Source organism: Pedobacter sp. R20-19 (genome assembly GCF_000708265.2).
Lineage (GTDB): Bacteria > Bacteroidota > Bacteroidia > Sphingobacteriales > Sphingobacteriaceae > Pedobacter.
This window is the reverse complement of the sequence record NZ_JCKI01000008.1, coordinates 153,439-176,555: the sequence shown is the minus strand read 5'-3', so window position 1 is coordinate 176,555 and position 23,117 is coordinate 153,439. Positions and strand designations below refer to the sequence as shown.

At 37.9% G+C, this 23,117-nt stretch carries 21 protein-coding genes; 8 read left to right on the top strand and 13 right to left on the bottom strand.

The annotated features are described in order from the left end of the window. Positions 1 to 8: 8 nt before the first annotated feature. On the top strand, positions 9 to 758 hold the full coding sequence (locus tag AN34_RS17625; RefSeq protein ID WP_029287581.1) for a LytTR family DNA-binding domain-containing protein: 750 nt from the start codon (positions 9 to 11) through the stop codon (positions 756 to 758). Positions 759 to 891: 133 nt separating this feature from the next. On the opposite strand, the gene AN34_RS17620 is transcribed toward AN34_RS17625, so the two are convergent. The 3 genes from AN34_RS17620 to AN34_RS17610 all read right to left on the bottom strand — a co-directional run bounded on the left by AN34_RS17620 (position 892) and on the right by AN34_RS17610 (position 4,837). Continuing rightward, entirely contained in the window at positions 892 to 1,626 is a 735-nt protein-coding gene (locus AN34_RS17620; protein WP_029287579.1) for a 1-acyl-sn-glycerol-3-phosphate acyltransferase, read from the bottom strand. A gap of 84 nt (positions 1,627 to 1,710) precedes the next feature. Beyond that, positions 1,711 to 2,265: an NUDIX hydrolase gene (locus AN34_RS17615; RefSeq protein ID WP_029287577.1), complete on the bottom strand. Its 555-nt coding sequence runs from the start codon at positions 2,263 to 2,265 to the stop codon at positions 1,711 to 1,713. 82 nt (positions 2,266 to 2,347) lie between these two features. Beyond that, positions 2,348 to 4,837, bottom strand: coding sequence for an outer membrane beta-barrel family protein (locus AN34_RS17610; protein ID WP_029287575.1), 2,490 nt, complete (start codon positions 4,835 to 4,837; stop codon positions 2,348 to 2,350). Positions 4,838 to 5,062: 225 nt separating this feature from the next. Between AN34_RS17610 and AN34_RS17605 the strand changes: the two genes are divergently transcribed. Both AN34_RS17605 and AN34_RS17600 read left to right on the top strand, forming a co-directional pair. After that, positions 5,063 to 5,986 carry a 2-hydroxyacid dehydrogenase gene (locus AN34_RS17605; RefSeq protein WP_029287572.1) on the top strand — a complete coding sequence of 308 codons (924 nt, stop codon included), beginning with the start codon at positions 5,063 to 5,065 and terminating at the stop codon, positions 5,984 to 5,986. A 163-nt stretch (positions 5,987 to 6,149) separates the two neighbouring features. Then, positions 6,150 to 6,626, top strand: a complete 477-nt coding sequence (locus AN34_RS17600) for an OsmC family protein (RefSeq protein WP_029287570.1) — start codon at positions 6,150 to 6,152, stop codon at positions 6,624 to 6,626. Between the two features lie 85 nt (positions 6,627 to 6,711). Here AN34_RS17600 and AN34_RS17595 read toward each other — a convergent pair whose 3' ends face one another. Beyond that, positions 6,712 to 8,592 (bottom strand): M1 family metallopeptidase, encoded by a 1,881-nt coding sequence (locus AN34_RS17595; RefSeq protein WP_029287568.1) that lies wholly within the window; start codon positions 8,590 to 8,592, stop codon positions 6,712 to 6,714. Positions 8,593 to 8,863: 271 nt separating this feature from the next. Between AN34_RS17595 and greA the strand changes: the two genes are divergently transcribed. Both greA and AN34_RS17585 read left to right on the top strand, forming a co-directional pair. Next, positions 8,864 to 9,337 (top strand): transcription elongation factor GreA, encoded by a 474-nt coding sequence (greA, locus tag AN34_RS17590; protein WP_029287566.1) that lies wholly within the window; start codon positions 8,864 to 8,866, stop codon positions 9,335 to 9,337. A gap of 74 nt (positions 9,338 to 9,411) precedes the next feature. Next, positions 9,412 to 9,810, top strand: coding sequence for an HIT family protein (locus AN34_RS17585; protein WP_029287564.1), 399 nt, complete (start codon positions 9,412 to 9,414; stop codon positions 9,808 to 9,810). A gap of 236 nt (positions 9,811 to 10,046) precedes the next feature. Here AN34_RS17585 and AN34_RS17580 read toward each other — a convergent pair whose 3' ends face one another. The 3 genes from AN34_RS17580 to AN34_RS17570 all read right to left on the bottom strand — a co-directional run bounded on the left by AN34_RS17580 (position 10,047) and on the right by AN34_RS17570 (position 12,518). Continuing rightward, entirely contained in the window at positions 10,047 to 10,937 is an 891-nt protein-coding gene (locus AN34_RS17580) for a pirin family protein (RefSeq protein ID WP_029287562.1), read from the bottom strand. 166 nt (positions 10,938 to 11,103) lie between these two features. Next, positions 11,104 to 12,204: an NADH:flavin oxidoreductase gene (locus AN34_RS17575; protein WP_029287560.1), complete on the bottom strand. Its 1,101-nt coding sequence runs from the start codon at positions 12,202 to 12,204 to the stop codon at positions 11,104 to 11,106. Between the two features lie 11 nt (positions 12,205 to 12,215). After that, positions 12,216 to 12,518: a helix-turn-helix transcriptional regulator gene (locus AN34_RS17570; RefSeq protein WP_029287558.1), complete on the bottom strand. Its 303-nt coding sequence runs from the start codon at positions 12,516 to 12,518 to the stop codon at positions 12,216 to 12,218. Between the two features lie 198 nt (positions 12,519 to 12,716). Here AN34_RS17570 and AN34_RS17565 point away from each other — a divergent pair, with 198 nt between their 5' ends. Beyond that, a complete protein-coding gene (locus AN34_RS17565) occupies positions 12,717 to 13,508 on the top strand; it encodes a glucose 1-dehydrogenase (RefSeq protein WP_029287556.1) in 792 nt (263 codons plus the stop codon). A 119-nt stretch (positions 13,509 to 13,627) separates the two neighbouring features. On the opposite strand, the gene AN34_RS21805 is transcribed toward AN34_RS17565, so the two are convergent. From AN34_RS21805 to AN34_RS17535, 6 genes are all read right to left on the bottom strand, one after another. Next, complete coding sequence (locus tag AN34_RS21805) at positions 13,628 to 14,215, bottom strand: hypothetical protein (protein ID WP_197285556.1); 588 nt, start codon at positions 14,213 to 14,215, stop codon at positions 13,628 to 13,630. A 163-nt stretch (positions 14,216 to 14,378) separates the two neighbouring features. Then, positions 14,379 to 14,600 carry a hypothetical protein gene (locus AN34_RS17555; protein WP_029287553.1) on the bottom strand — a complete coding sequence of 74 codons (222 nt, stop codon included), beginning with the start codon at positions 14,598 to 14,600 and terminating at the stop codon, positions 14,379 to 14,381. Between the two features lie 210 nt (positions 14,601 to 14,810). Continuing rightward, the gene (locus AN34_RS17550) at positions 14,811 to 15,902 is read right to left on the bottom strand and encodes an alkaline phosphatase family protein (protein ID WP_029287551.1); all 1,092 of its coding nucleotides are present in this window, start codon (positions 15,900 to 15,902) and stop codon (positions 14,811 to 14,813) included. 57 nt (positions 15,903 to 15,959) lie between these two features. Next, positions 15,960 to 17,558, bottom strand: coding sequence for a SusD/RagB family nutrient-binding outer membrane lipoprotein (locus AN34_RS17545; protein WP_029287549.1), 1,599 nt, complete (start codon positions 17,556 to 17,558; stop codon positions 15,960 to 15,962). A gap of 22 nt (positions 17,559 to 17,580) precedes the next feature. Beyond that, complete coding sequence (locus AN34_RS17540; RefSeq protein ID WP_029287547.1) at positions 17,581 to 20,862, bottom strand: SusC/RagA family TonB-linked outer membrane protein; 3,282 nt, start codon at positions 20,860 to 20,862, stop codon at positions 17,581 to 17,583. 180 nt (positions 20,863 to 21,042) lie between these two features. Continuing rightward, on the bottom strand, positions 21,043 to 21,621 hold the full coding sequence (locus AN34_RS17535) for an HD domain-containing protein (protein ID WP_029287545.1): 579 nt from the start codon (positions 21,619 to 21,621) through the stop codon (positions 21,043 to 21,045). 151 nt (positions 21,622 to 21,772) lie between these two features. Here AN34_RS17535 and AN34_RS17530 point away from each other — a divergent pair, with 151 nt between their 5' ends. Next, positions 21,773 to 22,351 carry a helix-turn-helix domain-containing protein gene (locus AN34_RS17530; RefSeq protein WP_029287543.1) on the top strand — a complete coding sequence of 193 codons (579 nt, stop codon included), beginning with the start codon at positions 21,773 to 21,775 and terminating at the stop codon, positions 22,349 to 22,351. Positions 22,352 to 22,428: 77 nt separating this feature from the next. After that, the gene (locus tag AN34_RS17525; protein ID WP_029287541.1) at positions 22,429 to 23,112 is read left to right on the top strand and encodes an HAD-IA family hydrolase; all 684 of its coding nucleotides are present in this window, start codon (positions 22,429 to 22,431) and stop codon (positions 23,110 to 23,112) included. Positions 23,113 to 23,117: the final 5 nt, after the last annotated feature.

Genomic DNA, 23,117 nt, shown 5'->3' with positions numbered 1-23,117 from the left:
AAGCTAAAATGAACTTAAATTGTATTGTTGTTGATGATGAGCCATTGGCGCTTGATATTCTACAAGATTATATCTCAAAAGTACCTTTTTTAAATTTTGTTAAAAGGTGCGAAAATCCAATTGAAGCTTTGCAGATTGTTCAGGCTGGTGGTATAGACCTGGTTTTCCTGGATATTCAAATGCCAGAACTCACCGGAATTCAATTTTTAAAAATTGCCGGAAACAAATGCCATTATATTTTAACAACCGCTTATCCACAATATGCTTTGGAAAGTTATGATCTTAATGTATCAGACTATCTTTTGAAACCAATTGCATTTGATCGTTTTTATAAGGCAGTAGAAAAAGTTCATAACCAATTTAAACCCGTTGAGGCACCGGCAAGTGTGGCCCAGCCAATTGTAACACCTGCACCCTTTTCAGCTCCTGCAAATCCTGTTCAGGATTATATTTTCGTAAAAACGGAACATAAAATCCAGAAGATTTATTTACATGATATTCTGTTCATTGAGGGTTTGAAAGACTACATTTCTATCTTTACCAAAACCGAACGGGTAATTACGCTTCAAAGCATGAAGAAAATGGAAGAAGCTTTGCCACAAAGTCAATTCATTCGGGTACACAAATCATACATTATAGCGGTAGATAAAATTGAAAGTATTGAGCGAAGCAGGATCACTATCAATCAGAAAATCATTCCGGTTGGAGATACTTATCGAGATGAGTTTTTTAAGGTAATCGGGAATAAGAATATTTAGTTTGGAGTCTTTAGTCCATAGTTATGAGTATCAAGTATCAAGTCAAAAGTCTAGAATCACAATAGGTCTCGATACCTAATACGTTAGTCTTGATACCTGATATTTCCATCTTGATACTAATCTTTTAATACTTCTATTGCCCAAGCACCTTTCTAATTTCTGTTTCGGCTTCAAGAGTAATGTCGTTTGCCGTTTTTCCTTCAGGTTCTATTGGTTTTAATACGGTCCATTTTAAGGCTAGGCCTGTAGTGAGCGGAAACATGCCGAAACGCACAATTTTCCAGGAGTTTTCTATTGCAATAGGTACAACCAATGCATTTGGAACAACCTTTAATAAAGTCGCAATTCCACCAAATTGGAAGGTTTTAACCTGTCCGTCTTTTGCCCGCGTACCTTCAGGAAAAATTACGGTACTCCAGTTGTTTTGTTTCATTCTACGGCCAAGATTAATAATTTCGGAGATGGCCTGTTTATTATCTTTTCTGTTGATGTTTGCGCCACCACCTAATCTTAGGTTAATGGAAATGGATGGGATGCCTTTAGTGAGTTCTATTTTCGAGATAAATTTCGCACTGTGTTTTCTTAAAAACCAGATCATAGCAGGAATATCATACATGCTTTGATGGTTAGCAGTGAAGATAATTGGCCTATCGGTAGGAAGCTGATAATCGTTTTTAAAGCGAACAGAATTAAATAAAAATATTTGGCAATAAGTTAAAAAAAAGTTGAGGATATCAACAGAAACTTTATGTGCCTTGTATCCAAAAAAGCGATAACAGATCCACTGAATGGGATGAAAAATGCAAAGTGTCAATCCAAAGAAAAAGTAGAAAACAGGGCTTAAAATATAGCCAAAAAGCTTGCTCATATTGATTTAAATAGTTCGCAAAGATAATAAGACTTAGATAAACCCGGCAGGTTTTTGTTAACTGTTAGGTTTGTTAAGATATGATTATAATTCGCCATTTAACAGCATCAGTTTTGCCTTTAAAATAGCTGCGACACTCATCGAATCGGTTATTTCGCCATTGATAACCATTTGATAGGCGGCTTCAAAAGGTACTTTTTTAATAACCAGTTGCTCTGTTTCCTCCGGCATGGCTATGCCATGAATAAGATCGGTTGCCAGATAAATAATGGCCAGTTCATCACTTACTGAATTGGAAAGATGCATCCGCTGAATCTCTTTCCAGTTTTTAGCACTTAATCCTGTTTCCTCCAATAGCTCACGTCTTGCACTTTCCAGGTTGTCTTCATTAAAAGGACCACCGCCTTCCGGAATTTCCCAGCTATAAGCTTGAAGTGGGAAACGATATTGTCCAACCAACCACGTGTTTTTTTCTCCATCAAGTGGTAAAATACCGATGGCAAAATTTTTAAAATGGACCTCGCCGTAAATTCCTGAACCGCCAGATGGATTAATGACCTGATGTTCTGTAACCCTGATCCAGTTGTTATCGTATTTTACTTCACTGTCAAGTGTTTTCCAGGGGTTTTGATCTTCCATAGCGCAAGATAATGAATATCATTTTTACAAGATGTAATTAAACAAAAAAGGCGTTCCGATATTCGAAACGCCTTGCTATTATTTAGAATGAACCTTCATCAGGTCGGTTATCCTGCTGTTCATCTTTTTTCTGTTTTTTTACATTGCTAAATGTAGTTTTTCCAAATCGGTAAGAGTAGGTTAAATTTCCCATTGTTCCCTGCATCTGGCGCTGAAAATCTACAATTGTAAATTTGTCTTCAGTAGTCATGCTCCATCTTCTGGTATTAAATATGTCTCTCACGTTAAAACTCAATGATGATTTTTTGTTCGGGAAGTCATATTTCGCACCACCATCAATGCCATACATGGCGTTACGTTTACCTTGTGCCATTACTTCCGGTGCACGATAATCACCACGAACCTGTACTGATAAATTTTTAACAACCGTTAAGTTTGCTGTTAAATTGGCATTCCAGCTAAAGCCACTGCTGGTGGGGATGTCAAATCGGGCATCTCCATCAAATTTTGCCTGGTAAAGGTTTACGTTGGTGGTGAAGTTTAAGGCCTTTACCAAATCAAAACGACCAATTAATTCTAAACCGCTGTTAATCTGGCGTGATAAGTTTTGAGGCGTTGAAGTGATAATACCATTAACCGGTGAGCTTCTTACCCGTTGAATCACATCATTGGTTTGGCGGAAATATAAGCTGGATGTTAAGGTTACTTTTTTCCAGTATTTGCTGTAGCCTAACTCAAAGGAATGTACGTCTTCCGGTAATAAATTCGGATTACCACCTCTGTAGTTAAATGGATCTGATACATCCAAAAATGGATTGGTATCCCATGGGCGTGGACGATTTACACGGCGGGTATAGCTGAGCTGAACCTGGTTATCACCTTTTAGCTTTTGCGTTAAAAATACACTTGGATATAATCTTTTATAGTGAATATTTCCTTCGCTTGAAGTTAGTACATTATTGGTGTAGCCATCTAAATGCGTATCCAAACGGGCATCTTCTGCTCTTAAACCCAATTGATACCCAAAATCTTTAATTTGATTCTGATAGTTCACATAAAGGGCATGCACCTGGTCTTTGCTATTAAAATTATTGATTAGTTTGTTGTTTTCTATATAAACGCTGGTGTTTGTTAAAATAGAATCTGCGTATTGGTTGTTGTCAGCTAAGCGAATCTGGCTGCGGTAGCCTACTTCCACTTTACCCACTTTGCCAACAGGTACGCTATAATCTGTTTGGATATTATAGTTGGAGTTATCACCCCTATTAAAAACACGTTGCAAGCTTAAGTTTTCGTTAATCGGAACATTGTTTCTATTGGTTGTAGTGGTACTATAAGTTTGATCATTATTGTTATCTCCGTTTGAATAACCAAAATTAAAAGTCAATTCTTCTTTAGGTTTTTTAAACTTCTGTACGTAATCCAAATTTAAATCATAACTACTTCCATAGCCATCATTTAAATTGGTTCTGTTGCTCAAAGAAACAGGTGTTTGTACACGGTTCAATTGTCTGATATCCAATAATTCATTTCGCTCGTTTTCTCTTGAATTGAAACCACCTGATAAACTGATCACGCTTTTAGGCGCCAGATAATAATCTAACCCAGCCTTGGCATTATGCCCTTTCTCCAAAGTATTTGAAGTGGTTGCCTGATTGGTAAAGGCCGTTCTTGCCGAGTCTGATTTATAGGTAATGTCCTGATAACCTCCTCCAACACGGTTTCCATAACGATAACTGTAGTTTCCATAAATGTTAACTTTACTGTTTTGAAAACTTAAATTGGTATTGGCATTATAATTATCACGGTTACCTGCAGTAATGGCTGCTGAACCATTAAAACCTAATTTGGTGTTTTTCTTTAAAACAATGTTGATAATGCCCGACTGACCTTCTGCATCATATTTAGCTGAAGGATTAGTGATTACCTCTACACTTTCTATTGAACTTGCCGGAATGGAAGCTAAAATCTGCGCTACATTTCCGCCTGCAATTAGTGAAGGTTTACCATCAATTAAAACCTTTACACCTGTAGAACCACGTAAACTCACATTGCCATCCATATCAGTAGAAACGGAGGGAACATTTTGCAATAAATCAGTAGCTGAACCACCTTCACTAATCACACTCTGATCTACTGAAAATATTTTCTTGTCAATTCCCATCTGCATACCCTGTTTCTGGCCTGTTACGGTCACCTCACTTAAAATATTGCCTTTGGCTGCATTCATTTTAATGTCGCCGAAGTTTAAAGTGCCTGTTGCTGCGGTAATGGCAATATTGTCTCTCACCATAGTTTGATAGCCAACGAAGCTGATTTTAAAGGTAAAATTTCCTTTAGGTAAATCGGACATTACAAAAGCTCCGTTCAGATCGGTCTGTGCTATCTTCACGTTCTTTGCTGTTGTCTTGTCTATTAAAACAGCCGTGGCAAAAGGGATGGTTTCTTGAGTTTTGGCATCTTTTAATACGCCGATAATTTTTGCTTTGCTACCAGTTTGGGCAAAAAGATTAAAAGTTAAACTTAAAAGGAGGAGGATTATAGGTAATGTTCGTAATTGTAAAAGTCTCATTAAAAATTAAAATTTGTGTGTGTGTTGTAAAGGGAGACAAAGTAACAGCAACTAAGTTTAATAAGCATGGCGTAACTATTTTATTACAGCGGTTTTATAGTAATATTTTTGTGAGTCTTAATGATGCTGGCAAACTTAAATAAATAAGGGATTTTGAGATGCGGAAGCCTTTTATAAAATGTTACTTTTGTTTGATCTCCAAAACGTCGAAAATAAAATTTACAAATGAAGAAAATATTAATCGTTGATGATTTACATCCTGTTTTTAAGGAGCGGGCTATTGCAATGGGTTATGTGGTTGATGATGAGCCGCAAATTACACGGCAGCAAACGTTAGAGAAAATTAAGGATTATGTAGGTATTGCCGTGCGTACCAAGTTTAGAATTGATGCTGAGGTTTTTGCGGCTGCGCCCAATTTAAAGTTTGTGGCCAGAGCAGGTGCTGGTTTAGATAATATTGATGATAAAATCGCATTTGAAAGAAATATTGAACTGATTAATGCTCCTGAAGGAAATTGTGATGCTGTTGGAGAACATGCTACCGGATTGTTATTATCATTAATGAATAATTTCCGCAAGGCTGATCAGGAAATTAGAAATGGAATTTGGGATCGTGAAGGCAATCGGGGTTATGAGTTGAAGGGTAAAAAGGTAGGGATTATAGGTTATGGCTTTATGGGGCAAAGTTTTGCTAAAAAACTTGCAGGCTTTGAAGTAGATGTAATGGCTTATGATAAATATAAAACAGGCTTTAGTGATGCTTTTGCTCGTGAGGTAAGTATGGAAGAGATTGTAAAACATAGTGATGTGTTAAGCTTGCACATTCCACTCACTGCAGAAACCAGGCAAATGGTTGATGATGAATATTTTTTCCATTTTAAAAAACCAATTTTTTTTATCAATACGGCGAGGGGAGAGATAGTAAGTACAAAAGCTGTTTTAAATGCCATTAAATCTGGTAAAATTTTAGGCGCTGGTTTAGATGTGTTGCAAACAGAAAAGTTTCCTGCATTAGGCGAACAAGATTGGTATGATGAATTAAAAGCGAATGAAAAGATTATTTTAACTCCGCATGTAGGCGGATGGACTTTTGATTCTTACCGGAAGATTTCGGAAGTACTTGCAGATAAGTTGCAGGGGTTTTCGTAAGTAGATTTGAAGTAAGGTAATAGTTGAGACGATAAAATTGCTGTTTTCTCTCATACTGATTACAAATGAGATCAATATACATATTAAAAACAGTTTGGATTCTTGTTCAAGAATTCAGACCAAAATTCATAAATTGAGTTATAAAATCTAAATAAATTATATCATGCCGAAAGATCATTTATATTCAACAACAATTACATGGACTGGAAATAAAGGTTCCGGAACAATGGATTATAGATCATACGATCGCGATTATACTATATCAGTTGATGGCAAAGCCGATATTTTAGGTTCATCAGATTCTGCCTTTCTGGGTGATAAGGCCAAATATAATCCTGAAGATCTGCTTTTATCTTCCATTTCCAGTTGCCATATGCTTTGGTATTTGCACCTGTGCTCGAAAAATGAAATTGTAGTAATAGATTATAAGGATAAGGCCGTTGGAACCATGGAGGAACTGGTAGATGGGAGTGGGAAGTTTAAAGAAGTAACCTTAAATCCTCAGGTTTTAATTGCCGATAAGGCTCATTTTGAACTTGCAGAATCATTACATCAAGAAGCCAATAAAATGTGTTTCATCGCCAATTCACTTAATTTTCCTGTTAAACACGAAGCGACTTTTAAAGCGGAGAACGGTTAACCTTTAAACAGAGAATAGGGAACAGGAAATAGAGAATAGAAAGTTGGCAGTTTGCAAATTGAAAACTGCCAACCTTAATTGTCAACTATTTTACAACATAAACATTATCTTTTGGTGTTGCATCTACATAAATACCATTATCTAAAGTAACCGATGTAATTTTCTTTGCTGACGGGATATTGATCACCGCTTCTTTTTGATTGACTTTCCATACAGCAGGTGTTTGATGAAGGGTTTCTTTTTTACCATCAGCATAAATTACCACTACATCAAAAGGAATGGCAAAGCCCCCAACATTTTTAACAGTAACCAACGATTTTCCTTTAGCTGCGGCAACTTTTCCAATAGCTAAATCCAAATAATTGTTGGTGAAAAACCAATTTTGGAAAAACCAATTTAAGTTTTGACCAGCGCCTGCATTCATCGAATTAAAATAATCCCATGGAATAGGATGTTTACCATTCCAGGTATTCATATAATGGTGCAATGCTTTCTTAAAAAGAACATCACCCAGCATATCTTTTAATGCCAGGTAAGATAATGATGCCTTGCCGTAAGAATTATTACCATATCCTGCGCCTGAAACCTGATCAGACATAGAAATTACGGGCTGATCTTCTTCCGCTGATTTGTCATTGATGTAGTTATTTACCCTGAACTTTTTGTAAAAATCATCTGCCGCCTGTTTCCCATGTTCTGCAATGCCAATCAAATATTCAAAGGTAGTTGCCCAACCTTCATCCATGTAAGCGTAGCGGGTTTCATTAATGCCCATGTAGAAAGGGAAATAGGTGTGTGCCACTTCATGATCCTGAACCAATTGGGCAAAAACCGGATCGCCAAAGTTGGAATCATTCACCATCATTGGAAACTCCATGTCCGCAAAGCCCTGGAAAGCGATGGTTTTTAAATAAGGATATGGAATGCCAGGCCAGTTATTCGAAAACCACGATAGGGCATTAATGTTGTATTTTACCGAATTTATAAAATCTTTGCCGGTAGTTGGGTTGTAAGCTGCCTGCGCACTGGCTCTGCGGCCTGTTTTGGTATCAACAATTACGCTTCCGCCATCCCAAACATAATGATTGCTCAATGCAAATGTAACATCAGTAATATGATCAGCTTTAAATTTCCAGGTGTTCCAATCTTTTTGAGCAGTTACTTTTCCATCTTTTAGTTCTTCTGCGGTAGCAATATGTACCACTTCATCCGTGTCGTATGATTTTTTTAAACGTGCAGCAATTTCTGGCTGAAGCACTTCATCAGGATTTAAAAAATCGCCAGTGGCATAGACAACATAATTCTTTGGTGCTTTAACAGAAAAAATATAATCATTAAAATCATTGTAAAACTCTGCCCTGTCTGTGTGGGGAATCCGATCCCAGCCATTGTAATCATCATATACCGAAATACGGGGATAACTGTAGGCTACGAAAAATGAATTCGGGTCAATTTGTCCCTCACGGCCGCTTTCTTTTGATAACGGGTAATCCCACTGAATTTTTACGGTAATTTTCGATTTGGGGTTTAATGGCTTTTTCAATTTTACGTTTCCAACTGTTCCCCAGCTTTTACTGTCTACCTTATAAGTTTCTCCATCAACAACAAAAGAGGTAATATTTAAACCGCTGGATAAAAAATCTTCGCTAACCGCACCGCTTCTTGGTGAGGTAGGTTTGTGCAGATTATTTACGAAACGAATAGCTAACACATTTAACGTATCAGTACTGTTGTTACTATATAATATCTCCTCCTGTCCGCTTACTATTTTCGTTTCTGCATCTACCTTGATATCCATATTGTACTGACCATGGTTTTGCCAGTAATTAGGGCCTGGTTGGCCAGTAATAGACCGTGTTCCTTTTTGATAAGCAGCCTTGATATTTCTTGGCATATAAAGCTCTTGGGCAGAAATGGTGTAACAGCTTATACCCCATAAGAGGGCTAGTGAGAATAACTTTTTCATTTTTTGAATAATTTGAGCTAAAAGTAAAAAATAATGGATGAATTATTGAATGAAAGAATGCTTAGATTCAAATATGCGATATGTTGCTCAAATATGTTATCAACGTCATAACAGCATCTTGTAAATCGTTAAATCACAAAAATCATGTGCATTTATTTGCATTTGTAATTTTCAGATTTTATCTTCGTTATAATTGAAGCAAGACTATGTAGTAACCAACTATGTAGTCTTGTTTGTTTTTTATAGCGTTTGAAAAAAAATTAATAGAGCAATGACAGAGGTAACGTACTATACACAAGAGGGGTTAGATAAATTAAAAGAGGAAGTTCATTATCTAACAACCACAGGGCGTCAGCTAATATCTAAAGCAATTGCTGAAGCAAGAGATAAAGGTGATTTATCGGAGAATGCAGAATATGATGCCGCAAAAGAGGCTCAGGGTTTGCATGAAGCGAAAATTTCCAAATTAAAAAATACACTGGCGAATGCCCGTTTAATTGATGAATCAAAACTAGATTTAACAAAAGTATTGGCACTGTCTATCGTAAAGATCAAAAATGTAAAGAATGGTGCAACCATGACTTATCAATTAGTTGCTGAAACTGAAGCAGATTTAAAAACTGGAAAAATTTCCGTGAAATCTCCAATAGCTCAAGGTTTATTGGGTAAATCTGTTGGTGAATTTGCTGAAATTGAAGTGCCTGCAGGTAAAATGCAGTTTGAAGTTTTAGAAATATCAAGATAAAAATGTTACGAGTTATAGGTTGCAGGTTGTAAGACCAGACCTGTAACTTATAACTCACAACCTACAACTTACTTATGACCGTCTTTTCAAAAATCGTTGCTGGCGAAATCAACGCACATGTTGTAGCTGAAACAGTAGAGTATTTAGCGTTTCTGGATGTTCAGCCTTTAACTGCTGGCCATGTTTTAGTGATTCCAAAAATTGAAGTGGATTACATTTTTGATATGGATGAAGACCTTTTTGTTGGTCTTTGGATGTTCGCTAAAATTGTAGCAAAAGGTGTGAAAACAGCCTTTCCTTGTAAAAAAGTAGGCGTTTCGGTAATCGGTTTGGAAGTTCCACATGCGCATATTCATTTGATTCCCATGAATAATGTGAGCGATATGAACTTTAGTAAAGAAAAATTAAGCCCAACTCAGGAAGAGCTGGCTGAAGCTGCTGAAAAAATCAGACAGGCTTTGTTGGAAGAATAATATCAGATGATCTATCCTCATTGCGGGGAGGAATAACGCAGCAATCCCCTACATAAACTCTTCAAAAAAAAGATCCTGAATCAAGTTCAGGAGGACGATCAAATGAATTGTCATTATTGCGAGGAGGCACGACAGCCTGCCCCGACCTTTCGGGGAAGCAATCTCTCGTCCTAATCTCTTCAAAAGAAGATCCTGAAATGAATTCAGGAGGACGGCTATAAAAGGATTTCCGTAAGTTATTTTTTCAAATAGGGATTTTGATTGGGTAAAGGAACAAATTCGGTTTCACCGGGAACAGGTTTAAAGTTTTGGTCTAACCAATTGTGCTTTGCCTGTTCAATTAAAGCTTTGTCCGAAGCCACAAAATTCCAGTAAATAAATCTTTCTTCAGGAAAAGGCTCACCGCCAAAAATGTAAACCGTCGTATTCTCCAGCATGGTAAACTCACAAAGTTTAGCATCGTTGGCAATTAAAATAAGTCGTGGTTCAAATAAATGTCCATCGCTTTCAATACCGCCTTCTAAAATATAAAGAGCACTTTCACCAAATAAATTATCTCCGATATTCAGCTTTTGCCTTTTATTGCTTTTGATTTCGATAAAATAAAGTGGAGAATAAACCGGAACTGGCGATTTTTTACCAAATGCTTCTCCAGCGATCAATTTTATATTTACACCATCCTGCTCCCAACTCGGGATGTCGGTTTCTTCCACATGAAAAAATTCTGGCTCCATTTGTTCCAGCCCTTTGGGCAAGGCCACCCAAATTTGTAAGCCATGAAGCATTTTGTCCGTCTGGCGAAGATATGCGGGTGTTCTTTCAGAATGTACGATGCCGCTTCCAGATGTCATCCAGTTTACCTGACCAGGTTTAATGATGACATCTGTACCCATGCTATCGCGGTGTTCAATCTCCCCTTCAAAAAGAAAGGTGAGTGTAGATAAACCAATGTGTGGATGTGGTGGTACATCTAAATTTTCATGATCGCTCATGGCTACTGGTCCCATATGGTCGATGAATGCAAAAGGGCCAACCATTCGCTTTTCTCTAAATGGCAATAACCTGCCCACCATAAAATTGCCAATATTGGCCGGACGTTCTTCTATTATTAGGGAGATATTTGACATGATGAGATGCTTGATTTTGAGAAGTGAATTTAATAAAAATCTTTAAAAGAGTCGTCATTGCGACGCACGAAGCAATCTCACTAACAGTTGCTTCGTGCCTCGCAATGACAATAAAATAAAAAAGCACCCCGTTTCTGAGGTGCTTTCTGCCTTATAATAGAAGAACTTATACCAATTGAGCTAAAGCCTCTTTACTAAAGCCCTTCAATTCATCTGTACGGTTATTTTTTATTTTCTCTACCCAGTTTGCATCGGATAATAATGGACGGCCAACAGCAATTAAATCAAAATCGCCACGATCCATTCTGCGGACCAATTCATCTAATGAGCTTGGTTGAGAACTTTGTCCGGCAAATGCACCAAAGAAATCACCATCTAAACCAACAGAACCTACTGATATAGTGGTTTTACCGGTTATTTTTTTCGCCCATCCGGCAAAGTTTAAATCAGATCCTTCAAATTCTGGTTCCCAGAAACGACGTTGTGAACAATGCAAAATGTCAACTCCGGCATCTACTAATGGCGTTAACCATTGCTCCATTTCGGCTTCATTCTTGGCTAATTTGAAATCATAAGCAGCAGGTTTAAATTGTGATAAACGAATAATTAAAGCAAAATCTTCACCTACGCGTTTACGAACTTCCTTAATTACTTCAACAGCGAAACGCGTACGTTCAGCAAGGGTTTTACCCCCATAAATATCTGTACGGTTATTGGTGGCATCCCAGAAAAACTGATCAATTAAGTATTGGTGTGCACCATGAATCTCTACCGTATCAAAACCTAAAGCCTTGGCATCAGCTGCAGCCTGACCAAAAGCGGCGATGGTATCTGCAATTGCAGCATCAGTCATAGGAACACCGTTTTCAAAACCAGCTCTTTGTAAAGCAGACGGGCCTTCGAAAGGTGTACTAGGTGTCCAGCCTGATGCATGGTTCTCCATGATGCCCTGGTGCCAGATCTGAGGTCCCATTTGTGCGCCAGCGGCATGAACGTCATTAATCACTTTTTGCCAGCCAGCCAATGCCTGATCGCCATAAAAATGTGGAATATTTGGATCTGCAGACGATGACGGGCGATTAATTACTGTTCCTTCAGATAAAATTAATCCCACTTCTCCGGCTGCCCGTTTGGCGTAATATGCTGCAACGGCATCAGTTGGAACGCCATCAGGAGAAAAAGACCTCGTCATCGGGGCCATTACAATTCTATTTTTTGTGTTTAATGTTTTTAAGCCAAAAGGCTTAAATAAACTATCTGTGTTCATATATTTCTGTTTTATAATTCTGTACTAATAATTTTATTTAACATTTTGATTCCTTCTTCACTGCGTTTGTAGTATGTCCATTGGCCAACACGTGTGGCGGTAACTAAATTTGCACGCTGTAAAATGGAAAGGTATTCGGAAATGGTACTTTGAGATAAACCGGCCTTCATTTGAATCTGACCTACACAAACGCCAGTATTTTCAAAATCGGGATTTAGTTGTTCTGGAAAATTCACGGCAGGTTCTTTAAGCCAATTTAAAATCTGTAAACGGGTTTTGTTTGATAAGGCTTTAAAGATTTCTACTTGATCCATAAAGCAAATATATATCGACTTTTCCCGATATACCAATTATAATGTAGAAAGTTACAATTGGATGTTCTATATTTTCCGGTTTATTAAAATTTACTGACAAACATTAGCCATCGCCCTGCGTTCGTTAAGCAAGCGTTTATTGATCATAGATGAATCTGCAATGCGGATTGATTTGATTATAATTATAAAATAAAGAACATGAAAACTTTAGAAAAAAATGTAATCCTGATTACAGGAGCGGGAATGGGTTTAGGATTGGCAACGGCAATGGAAGCTGCTGCTTTAGGGGCAAAGCTGGTGCTGGTTGATTATAATGAAGAGGCCCTGCAAAAAACAAAGTCTGATTTATTAAATGACTATCCTGAGGTTGAAATTTTAACCATTAAAGCTGATGTATCAAAAGAAGAAGAGGTTGAAGCTTATGTAACTGAAACCATTGAAAAATTTGGACAGATAGATGGGTTCTATAATAATGCTGGTATTGAAGGCAAACAAGCACCCATTACAGAATATGATGTTGATGTATTTAAAAAGGTGATCGATATTAATTTACTTGGCGTTTATTACGGCTTACGCTATGTGTTACCACATATGCAGGAAAAAAATTATGGTAGAATTGTTAATGTGGCATCTGTTGGAGGCATTCGTGGCGTAATGAATCAAATGCCTTATGTGGCTAGTAAACATGCAGTTTCTGGTATGACCAAAAACACTGCTTTAGAATATGCAAGGCATGGAATTACCTCAAACGCTATAGCACCGGGAGCCATACTTACCCCAATGGTTGCAGGAGCTTTTAAGCAAATAAATCCTGATGATCCCAAAGCAGCAGAGAAGGAGTATGCACAGGCAAATCCTACTAAAAGGCTTGGATTGCCGGAGGAAGTAGCTAAAGTGGTTTGCTTTTTATTAAGTAAAGATTGCAGCTATTTGAATGGCCAAACTATAGCTATTGATGGTGGGCAATCCAACAGTTATGGGAATGTTTAAATCCTAACGTAAAAGAACGGGGATAAATCATACCGACCTATCCCCGTAATCTAAATTAACGCTCTCATATACATAAACAATCAAAAGGATGATTTAGTATATGTGAGTGAAAATTTTTTTTATTTTTTTTCTGCAGGCTTCTTGCTTGCTGATTTTGGCTTGGTTTCAGTTGAGGCATTTTCTACTTTTTCAACTTTCTTTTTAGCCGGCGTTTTAGTTTTTTTTACTTCGGCTGTTGGCTCATCTGCAGTCTCAACTTTTTTCTTAGCCGGGGCTTTTGTTTTCTTTACCTCTGCAACTGGCTCGGCTGTAGCATTAGCTTTCTTTTTCGCTGGAGCCTTTACTTTTTCAGGTTCAGCAATTTCTTCTACGACTTCAACCTTATTTTTTGCTGCTGTTTTAGATTTTTTTACTTCATCAACAGGTTCTTTAGCTTCTTCTTTTTTAACTTCAGCTGCCTTTGGGGAATCTGCATTTTGTAAATAGTTAGCCAAAATCTGTTTCAAATAAATTTCTGGCTTTGGCATATTTATTATAGATCCAGGTTCTTTATCCTGAGATTGTTTAATATAAGCGGATTTGATTTTACCCCAATCTTTAGAGTACAGTCTGATAAACATTTCAACAAATTGTTCATCTGTATATTTTTTAGGCAACCTACCCAGCACTGCCTGAATTTTTTCTTCTTTTTTATGTAATACCGCCATCGAATTTATTTTCTACAAAGATAGCCTAAAATAATCATTATCAGTTTTTACGTTTTAATTGACCTTTTGATATCTCAAATTTTTAGTCGGTGTGATGATTTAATCTCATCGTTCTTTGGTGTATTATCTTCTGCGTGAGCTTAAGATAACACAATCAATTAGCTTATTTTTTCTTCCAGCCCTCTTTCATTTTTTTGTAGGCCTTTCTGCTAACTTTCGATTTTTTCTTCGAACGGGATTTTCCCTTCTTTTTGCGTGCATTGATATTATTTACCAGGGAGTTTTTTACACCAAGTTTATTCTTCTTAGTGCTGCCTTTTTTCTTTTTATCTTTCTTTTTGCCACCTTTTTTCTTTGTTGTTTTTTTCTTCTTTTCTTTTGCCATGATCTGTATTCGGTTAGTACATCATCATAACCATCAATCTTAAGGAAATGTTCGGAAGTAAACCGGAGAAGTTTATTCAATCAGGTTTTAAACATAGGACCGACATCGGATGAAGTTTAACGATTTTATTCAACATCAGTTCAAAGTCTTGATTATTTGGTTAAAGATTTAGCACCGCATTTAGTGCATAGTCATCCGATGACTATCCGCTTATCTAAACACTGTTTTGATGGCATCTCCAACCTCATGTCCGGCTACGGCTCTAAAATCAAAACCTAACAAATTAGAAATCGTTTGTGCCAGTTGTTTATGGTAAATCGTTGTAGATGTTTTTAATTCTCCGGTTGCAGGTGTGTCTGGTCCCAGAATGGCAAACCAGGTATTTTCAGCACCTTTAACATTTGCGCCATGGTCACGCCATTGATCCATTGGTACATCTCCACGACCATGATCGCAGGTGACAAGTAATGTAGTGTTGTTTTTGTAAAACGGATCTGCCTGTATCATTTCCCATAGGGTTTTAATATAGCCATCTTCCTGTTTGGCCCGGTCGAGATAAAATTTATAATTGCCCGCATGTGCCATGTCATCTGTTTCATCAAAAGCCATATACATGACCCTAGGTTTATACTGTTTGATATATTCCTTACTAAATTCATAAGTAATAAAATCCAATCTGGTAGAATCACCAAGATAATGCGGAACATGATGTTGAAATTCGTTCAGATATTTTAATCGTGCATTTGCATCATTGTTTTTCAAATCTGCATAGCCAGAGTATACTGGCAGACCAGAGCGGCCGGTATTTAGAATTTGTGGAAAACGTTCCCATGATGAAAACGTAATGACTTTACCTTCAAAGCCTTTTTGTTTATTCAGAAATTCAAGCACATTCATATTGGGATTGGCAATGGCATCATTGGTATTCATCCTCACATCAGGGAAACCTGTGAAAATTTCATTGTATCCTGGGTATGAAAAACGATAAGGATTTGATAGCTCCTCTTTATTGCCTAGATCTCGGTTGCCATAAACTTGCCCATCTTTTGCTACGGTATTCCATAAAAAAGGAAAAAGTAGTTTTCTTCGGTCTTCCAGAGTGGCAGTCCAGTATTTTTTTCTCACTTCATCTTTATCTTCAGTGTATTTGGAGTTGATCATAGCAGAATCAGCCCCTCTAAATACTTCCTGCCAGCGCATTCCATCAAGGGTAACAATCAACAGGTTTTTTGTTTTTCTGGCTTGTGCAAAGGAATATGTTGCACTTATGGTTAAGACAATAATTAATATTAACTTTTTCATATGATGGGTTGGGAGGGTAAAGGCAAGGCCAATGGTTGGGCCTTGCCTGAACAGCTATTATTTTAAAATCCACATGATGCCATTGATGTCATCATTGCCATTAAACTGTGCGGTAATGGCTGCCTGATAATTTTTAGCATTTGCGGTGCGTTCTGCCGAAGGATATTTAAATCGTTGGGCAATTCGGTTTCCATTTCCGGTTCCGGGGCCCGTTGTAAAGGTTGGGATTCCTGTACGGCGGTAGGTGAAGTAAGATTCTAAACCAGAATGTCTGAACAAGGCCAGGTATTTCTGTTGCAAAATCTGTGTGATGCCTGTAGTGCCAGCGGTATACTTTACTGTAGCCTGGTTATAATAAGTGTTAAAATCTACCGGGATGATGAAGGTATCATAATTAGATGAGTTGGTTACATCTGTTGATCCCGGGCGGTAAAAATAGGCCGTATAGTTGCCAGTTTCAGGAATGCCATAAGCATTCATCGAGGCTTTTATACCTGCAATATAATAGGTTTCAGCATTTCCGGCTGCCCATCCTCTGTTAATGCCTTCGGCAATGTTAAACATAAGTTCTGCATAACCGATTTGTATACTTGGCTCACCGGTATAAGTAGAATAAAAACGTTTACGGTTGATGAAGGAATATTTTTGCAAACCTGCATTATTGTACATTACACCTAAATCCAGGCCTGCATCTGCACCCACGAAAGAAGCAAAATCTGTAGCGCTTTGCTTCGCATTATCCACTAAATCTCTAGCTGGTTCGGCAGTGGCATAAACCCTAGGGTCTTTTAAACGGGTAAGTAAACTGATATAAGTTGCTGATGAATTTTTTCTGGATCCACTTTGTCCGAAATTATTTGGGTTTTGAGGATAGTAATTATTTGGGGCAACAAAAGTATATTGTAAGTTATCTGTACTACTCGTCATTAAGGGATACTTAGTAGGGTTGCCGATAATACTTGCAAATTGCGTAACCACATTCAAATCAGTATCACCTGTTTTTTTGCTTAACTGAAGCAATAGTCTGATTCTTAATGCATTTACCGTCTTTTGCCATTTGCTTAAGTCATTGTTGAAATAGATATCGTTACTGAGTGTTGCGCCAGCACCGGTACCAAAATTAGCCGGGTTTTTAATTAACTGATCCAGATCGCTGTTGGCGCTTTCCAGCCAGGCCAGCGATTGCTGCATAACCGTTTTTTGCGAATCATACACAGGCTCTAATGCATCCAGTCCCTTTAATGCCTGGGTCATTGGGATATCGCCCATTTCTAAACTCATTTTACTGAAGAAGTAAGCTTTAAAAAATTTACCCAAAGCCTCATAAGGGTTTATGCTGGCACCACCGGTAGCTGCAGCACGTTGCTCCATCTCTACTACGTTTTTAAGTGTAGTGTAATAGTCATCGCCGCCACCTAAATCATAACGGTTATTGCCATAGTAATCATAATTGTTCAGGTAATATTGGCTATAGGTTTCTTTTGAGCCATCTGGCAGGTCTGGTAAATTATTTAATACGCCATTTAACAAAAGGGCTGCAGAAACGGCATTTGGTTTATTGGTGTTTTGAGTTAGCTCTTCAAAGCTTTTTTTACAGCCTGTTACCAAGGTGATGAGCACCAGAGGCAGCAGGAATATATGGGCTGTTTTTTTCATGATCTTTTTTGTGTTATCAAGGTTAGAAAGAAGCGTTTAGGTTAATACCAAAACTGCGGATAGTTGGCGATTGCAAACCAGTTGATGACGTTGCATAATTGTACTGATCAAGATCTACATCCTTAAAGCGTTTATCTTTGTAGAAGTACAATAAATTTCTGCCATAAATGGATAATGAAGCTTTTCTGATAAAGGTTTTTTCCAGTAATTCTTTAGAAAACTCATATCCAAGGGTTACTTCGCGTAGCTTGGTAAATGTTTTACTCATCAGGTTAGCTTCATCTACTCCATAGTATTTACTTACATAATCCTGTACAAAGGCTACTTGGGTATTCGGAGCATATTGTAAGGCAGCATAATTAAGCACGGCGCCCGTGTTAGAATCGTAGTTAATTGAAGTTCCGTTTGCAATTACAACACCTTCTCCAACATAGCTTCCATTATAACCTGTCTTTCCAAAATTAGACCAATCCTGATATCTGGCAGCACCTAAAGCACCTTCTGCGGTTTCTGCATTAGAACCACCACGCATGGTTTTGTTGTGCATATAATCAACAATTACACCACCTACATTACCATCAAACTGTATTCCCAAACTCAGGTTTTTATATTGGAATTTATTGTAAATACTCCAGTTAAATCTACCAATTTCGTTACCCAGAAACTGCGCTGTTGGGTTAACCAGTGGTTTACCTGCCGCATCATTGATAATTTTTCCATCAGGTGTTCTCACAAACGCGCTTCCGTATAATTTATCTGTACGGTCTCCTGCTTTAAAGAATGTGGCATAAATGCTTTGACCTTGAGGAAGCTCTTTGTAAACTTCTTTGTAAGTAGAAATATTGGTTAAGATATTCCAGCTAAAGCCGTCTGCTCTTTTAAAAACATCACCACTTAATGAACCTTCGTATCCTGTTTTCTTAGTTTTAAGTGCATTCAGGTATTCGATGGTGTAACCTGTAGCCGTTGAAATGGCATTTGGTAAAATTCTTGGACCATCAATATACTGGAAAGCTGTTCCGCTAAAGGTTAATCTGTTTTTAAGAAACCTGATGTCAAAACCTTCCTCATAATTTACCCGGGTTGATGTTTTAATCCCATTCTGATATAAATAATCAGAAGCATAACCTGCGGTTTGACTGTTATAAGGTTTGCTGGTAGCGTAAGAAGTATTTAGTGAATAATCCGGGCCATTGTATGGAGAACTATAAGTAGTGCCATAGCCCAATGGATTATTAAAAAGTGAAGCACCAGTGCTACCACCTAAAGCTGTAATTGAACTGAAAGGGGCAGGGCCTATGGTTGTAGAAGTGGCATCAGAACGAATATTAGAATACGATGCCCTTGCTTTTAAAAAGCTGATAAACGCTGGCATTTTAACATAATCGGATATTACGGTTGCCACTGATAAGCTTGGATAATAATAGGTTGTTGGAACCTGAAAAGCAGAAGATTTATCTAAACGGCCTGTGCTTGAAATGGTTGCATATTTGCCTAAGCTTAAATCCAATGAGTAATAGGCACTTAATACGCGCATGCCAGAATTGAAACTGGTAGACTGGATTGGATTTTTAGAGTTACTGAAAGCATAAACTTCAGGAACATTCAGGTAATCGGTTGAAGTCCAGCTGGAATTATAAGACATGTTACGCATGTTTCCACCGATCAAACCAGAAATGTTGATGAATTTTTTAACGGTATAATCGTAATTTAACATTAACTCTGTGTTGTTGTCGAATAAATCGCGTCGATCTTCACGATAATCGCCCTCATTGCCTTCACGTCCGTAAGGGTGAGCAGAAAAAGGCATTTTCTCGGTACGCAGGATATTGTAGGTATCAACCTGCGAGCGTAAGGTGGCATTCAGGTTTGTATTAATTTTGTAATTCGCTAAAAGGTATCCTGTTGTATTGGTTTTATAGTGACCACGGGTCCATTCTTTCACCATAAACCATGGGTTGTGATAACGGGTATACTCTGCAAATTGCTGTTGAATCCCTTCTTTGCCAGGTTGCCAGATGGCTTTAATATCTGGTGCATTAACATCCCAGTCTGCACCTGTCCAAATGGCCAGGTTGTAAATCAAACTGTTTGGTCCGTATTGTACATCTGGAAAATTATCGGTGGTTTGACGGTTGAAGTTAATGTTACCTTCAAATTTCCAGCGTGGGCTTGGGTTAAATGAAGCATACATATTGGCATTGGCAATATCCAGGTATTGCTCAGGAATATAACTGTCCTGGTGTTGTTGCGAAGCAGAAAAGCGGATGGTATGATTTTCGCCGTTGGAGGTTAAGGCGATGTTGTTGTTCGTTTGAACCCCTGTGCGTAAAAAGTTAGTTAAATTATTTGCACCTCGCGCTGTATAGGGAGTTGGCTGACGTACACCATTCACAATAGGACTATCATACTGGGCAATTAGTTGTCCGTTAAAGTATGGCCCCCAAATATCATAATCAGCATCTACACCACCCGGTGCACCACCTTTACCATCAACAAACTGATAAAAAGTATTTTCACCTGCTCCATAAGCATGCTGTACTCTTGGAAAAGCTAAAAAACCTTTGTTAATGACAGTACTGCTATTTACATCAATAGTTAAGCCTTTTTTGTTTTTGTTACCTTTTTTTGTGGTAATCAGAATGGCACCATAAGATGCCCTGTTTCCATAAAGCGCAGCTGCTGCAGGGCCTTTTAATACGGTATAGGTTTCAATATCATCCGGACTTATATTATAGGTATCTGTATTGATCGGAAAACCATCTACTACATATAAAGAGATGGTATTTCCACGAATGGCTACATTCGGTGCCCCCAATAATTCGGCAGAGGGACCTACTGATAATCCGGCTACTTTCCCAATGAGCCCTGTTACCGGATTGGGATCACGGGCTAAGGTAAGGTCATCTCCCTGTACGGTAGAAACGGCGTAGCCAATTTTGCGGTTATCCTTTTTTACACCTAAAGCAGTTACCACTACTTCGTTAAGTGTTTCATTGTTCCCTTTCAAAGTAATGGTAATCGGGTTGATATTTTGATCAATGGTAGCTTCCTGGCTGATGAAGCCTACAAACTGAAACTGGAGTGTTTGCCCGATATTTGCTGATAGGATAAAGCGTCCGTAATTATCAGTGGTTGTTCCGGTTTTAGAACCTTTGATCATTACACTTACACCGGGAAGCGGCTGATTAGCCTCATCATTAACGACGCCGGAAATCTTGGTTTGTGCCAGTAAAATTAGCGGAGAAAGGAAGCACATCACCAGGAGTGCAATCCTTTTTAAATTGGGGTAAAAAGCATCCATAATTGCCAAATAATTTGAGTTAAGATTATTTGGCAATACTAAACTTTGTTTATTATTTGTAAACTAATTTTAGGTTATTTAAACTTTAAAAATATGTTTACTGATTATTAACAGTTTTTAGTTTTGGTAACTAAATCAATACAATTAAATTAAAATGATTTAACATGAAAGCAATAATGCCTATTCGTGATTGCTCAAATGTGCTATAGCAATAGCCTTGAGCTGATTCATGTTGTCTACTGGTATCTCTGTTAATTTAGCTTCATCATCCCAAAAGCGCATGCGGATGGTGATATCAAGATCAGGGTCGGTTTCAAATGCTGCTGCTTCCAAAGCGTTCATGGGTCCGCCCTGAAACCCTAAAGTTACGCGGCTGGCCGGAGAAAGCTTATCAAAATATTCAGGGTATTTATAGGTAAGATAGCGTTTTGCAATCACGTGTCCGTTTACCAGTTTGGCTACACGGGTGGAGAAACCACGTGCCAGCAGGTAATCTGCTCCGATCTGTTCGTGATTCAAATTGCCCATTCCATCCATGCTGCCAACTGCTGAACCAGCTGCACATAAATGTCCAATATCATGAAAGAATGCTGCAAGTATTACTTCATCATCATAGCCTTCTGCAAGAGCAAGGTTTGCTGCCTGAGACATGTGCTCAAGCTGGGAAACGGGTTCTCCAATGTAATCATCATTTCCATGTGCCTCATATAAAGCGAACACTTCATCAACAATAAGTTGCGGACTTAAGGATTTTTCCATTATGTGATCTTAAAAAAATGCAAATAAAAGTAATTCATGTTAGGTCAGAATTAAGTTTTTGTGATCTTCTTGCTAATCTCTAAAATATGCTAAAAGCCTTGCCACGCTAAAATTTATTCTCTAATTTCCGCCTTTAACAAAAATCAGATCAATGGAAGATGATGTACTGATACAGATCAGTAACCGGATTAAAGACAGGCGACGTGAGAAGAACATTACGGTGCAGGAATTGGCCTCCAGGGCGAATGTAAGTAAGGGATTAATTTCGCAAATTGAAAATAGCCGTACCGTACCATCCTTAATTGTACTAATTGATATTATTAAATCTTTAGAGATTGACTTAAATGTATTTTTTAAAGATATTAAATACAATGGCAGGAATTTTCCGCTTCTCATCCGCAGAAAGGAAGATTACGAGCATTTTGAAAAAGAAGATGCTGCGGGTTTTAGTTACCAACGTATATTTACACAATCCATTAAAAAATCTACTGTAGATGTGGTGATTCTCGAACTTGAACCTAATGCGCAAAGGCCACAGATTCAAACTGAAGCCTTTGAGTATAAATTTATTTTAAATGGTGCCATCGACTATTATTTCGGAGATGAGGTATATCACTTAAAGCAAGGTGATTCAATGTTGTTCGATGGCCGCATGCCACATACTCCAACAAATTCAGGAAAGGATAAAGCCAGCATGCTGGTGATTTATTTCTTTGAAGAAAATAGCTAAAATTAAATTTATCTTAACATTAAGGTAGTTTTGTAATAATAAACTAAGTTTAATTTTGCTAAACAAAAGATTTAGCAATGTCCATTAAACTCGTAGTGTTCGATATGGCCGGTACCACGGTCAAAGATGAAAATAAAGTTACGCAAACTTTTAAAAATGCCTTAAAAAAGCATGGTTATGATGTTCCTGACCACATCATTAATCCTTTAATGGGCTATAAAAAAATAGTGGCGATTACTAAAATGCTCCACTTGTATGAAGCTGATGCATTAAAGATTACACCACATCTTATTGATCAGATTCATGAAACCTTTGTAACCCTGATGATTGAATATTATCAGCAGGCTGATTTTTTGGAAGCCTTACCAAATGCAGAGTCTACTCTGTTAGCCTTAAAGAAGGCAGGCATTCAGATTGGTATCAATACTGGCTTTTCAAAAGACATTGCCGAAGTTATTATTAAAAGACTGGAATGGCGGGAGAAAGGTGTGTTTGATTATCTGGTTTGTTCGGATGAAGTAGCCGAAGGGCGGCCTAATCCAGGGATGATTAACCGACTGAGACAGTTGGCCAGTATTTCTGAAGCTGATGAAGTGGCAAAGGTTGGCGATACAGAGGTTGATATCCGTGAAGGACAAAATGCAGGTTGTAAATATGTGATTGCAGTAACCACAGGCGCTTTCACGCGTGCTGAGCTGGAACCCTATCACCCAACACATATTATTGATAACATCGCTGAAGTGCTGAACATCGTTTTATAGATAAT

Excerpts from the sequence above, each read along its gene's own strand:
- AN34_RS17625 (WP_029287581.1), top strand. The coding sequence starts at position 9 with ATGAACTTAAATTGTATTGTTGTTGATGATGAGCCATTGGCGCTTGAT.
- AN34_RS17620 (WP_029287579.1), bottom strand. The coding sequence starts at position 1,626 with ATGAGCAAGCTTTTTGGCTATATTTTAAGCCCTGTTTTCTACTTTTTC.
- AN34_RS17615 (WP_029287577.1), bottom strand. The coding sequence starts at position 2,265 with ATGGAAGATCAAAACCCCTGGAAAACACTTGACAGTGAAGTAAAATAC.
- AN34_RS17610 (WP_029287575.1), bottom strand. The coding sequence starts at position 4,837 with ATGAGACTTTTACAATTACGAACATTACCTATAATCCTCCTCCTTTTA.
- AN34_RS17605 (WP_029287572.1), top strand. The coding sequence starts at position 5,063 with ATGAAGAAAATATTAATCGTTGATGATTTACATCCTGTTTTTAAGGAG.
- AN34_RS17600 (WP_029287570.1), top strand. The coding sequence starts at position 6,150 with ATGCCGAAAGATCATTTATATTCAACAACAATTACATGGACTGGAAAT.
- AN34_RS17595 (WP_029287568.1), bottom strand. The coding sequence starts at position 8,592 with ATGAAAAAGTTATTCTCACTAGCCCTCTTATGGGGTATAAGCTGTTAC.
- greA (WP_029287566.1), top strand. The coding sequence starts at position 8,864 with ATGACAGAGGTAACGTACTATACACAAGAGGGGTTAGATAAATTAAAA.
- AN34_RS17585 (WP_029287564.1), top strand. The coding sequence starts at position 9,412 with ATGACCGTCTTTTCAAAAATCGTTGCTGGCGAAATCAACGCACATGTT.
- AN34_RS17580 (WP_029287562.1), bottom strand. The coding sequence starts at position 10,937 with ATGTCAAATATCTCCCTAATAATAGAAGAACGTCCGGCCAATATTGGC.
- AN34_RS17575 (WP_029287560.1), bottom strand. The coding sequence starts at position 12,204 with ATGAACACAGATAGTTTATTTAAGCCTTTTGGCTTAAAAACATTAAAC.
- AN34_RS17570 (WP_029287558.1), bottom strand. The coding sequence starts at position 12,518 with ATGGATCAAGTAGAAATCTTTAAAGCCTTATCAAACAAAACCCGTTTA.
- AN34_RS17565 (WP_029287556.1), top strand. The coding sequence starts at position 12,717 with ATGAAAACTTTAGAAAAAAATGTAATCCTGATTACAGGAGCGGGAATG.
- AN34_RS21805 (WP_197285556.1), bottom strand. The coding sequence starts at position 14,215 with ATGGCGGTATTACATAAAAAAGAAGAAAAAATTCAGGCAGTGCTGGGT.
- AN34_RS17555 (WP_029287553.1), bottom strand. The coding sequence starts at position 14,600 with ATGGCAAAAGAAAAGAAGAAAAAAACAACAAAGAAAAAAGGTGGCAAA.
- AN34_RS17550 (WP_029287551.1), bottom strand. The coding sequence starts at position 15,902 with ATGAAAAAGTTAATATTAATTATTGTCTTAACCATAAGTGCAACATAT.
- AN34_RS17545 (WP_029287549.1), bottom strand. The coding sequence starts at position 17,558 with ATGAAAAAAACAGCCCATATATTCCTGCTGCCTCTGGTGCTCATCACC.
- AN34_RS17540 (WP_029287547.1), bottom strand. The coding sequence starts at position 20,862 with ATGGATGCTTTTTACCCCAATTTAAAAAGGATTGCACTCCTGGTGATG.
- AN34_RS17535 (WP_029287545.1), bottom strand. The coding sequence starts at position 21,621 with ATGGAAAAATCCTTAAGTCCGCAACTTATTGTTGATGAAGTGTTCGCT.
- AN34_RS17530 (WP_029287543.1), top strand. The coding sequence starts at position 21,773 with ATGGAAGATGATGTACTGATACAGATCAGTAACCGGATTAAAGACAGG.
- AN34_RS17525 (WP_029287541.1), top strand. The coding sequence starts at position 22,429 with ATGTCCATTAAACTCGTAGTGTTCGATATGGCCGGTACCACGGTCAAA.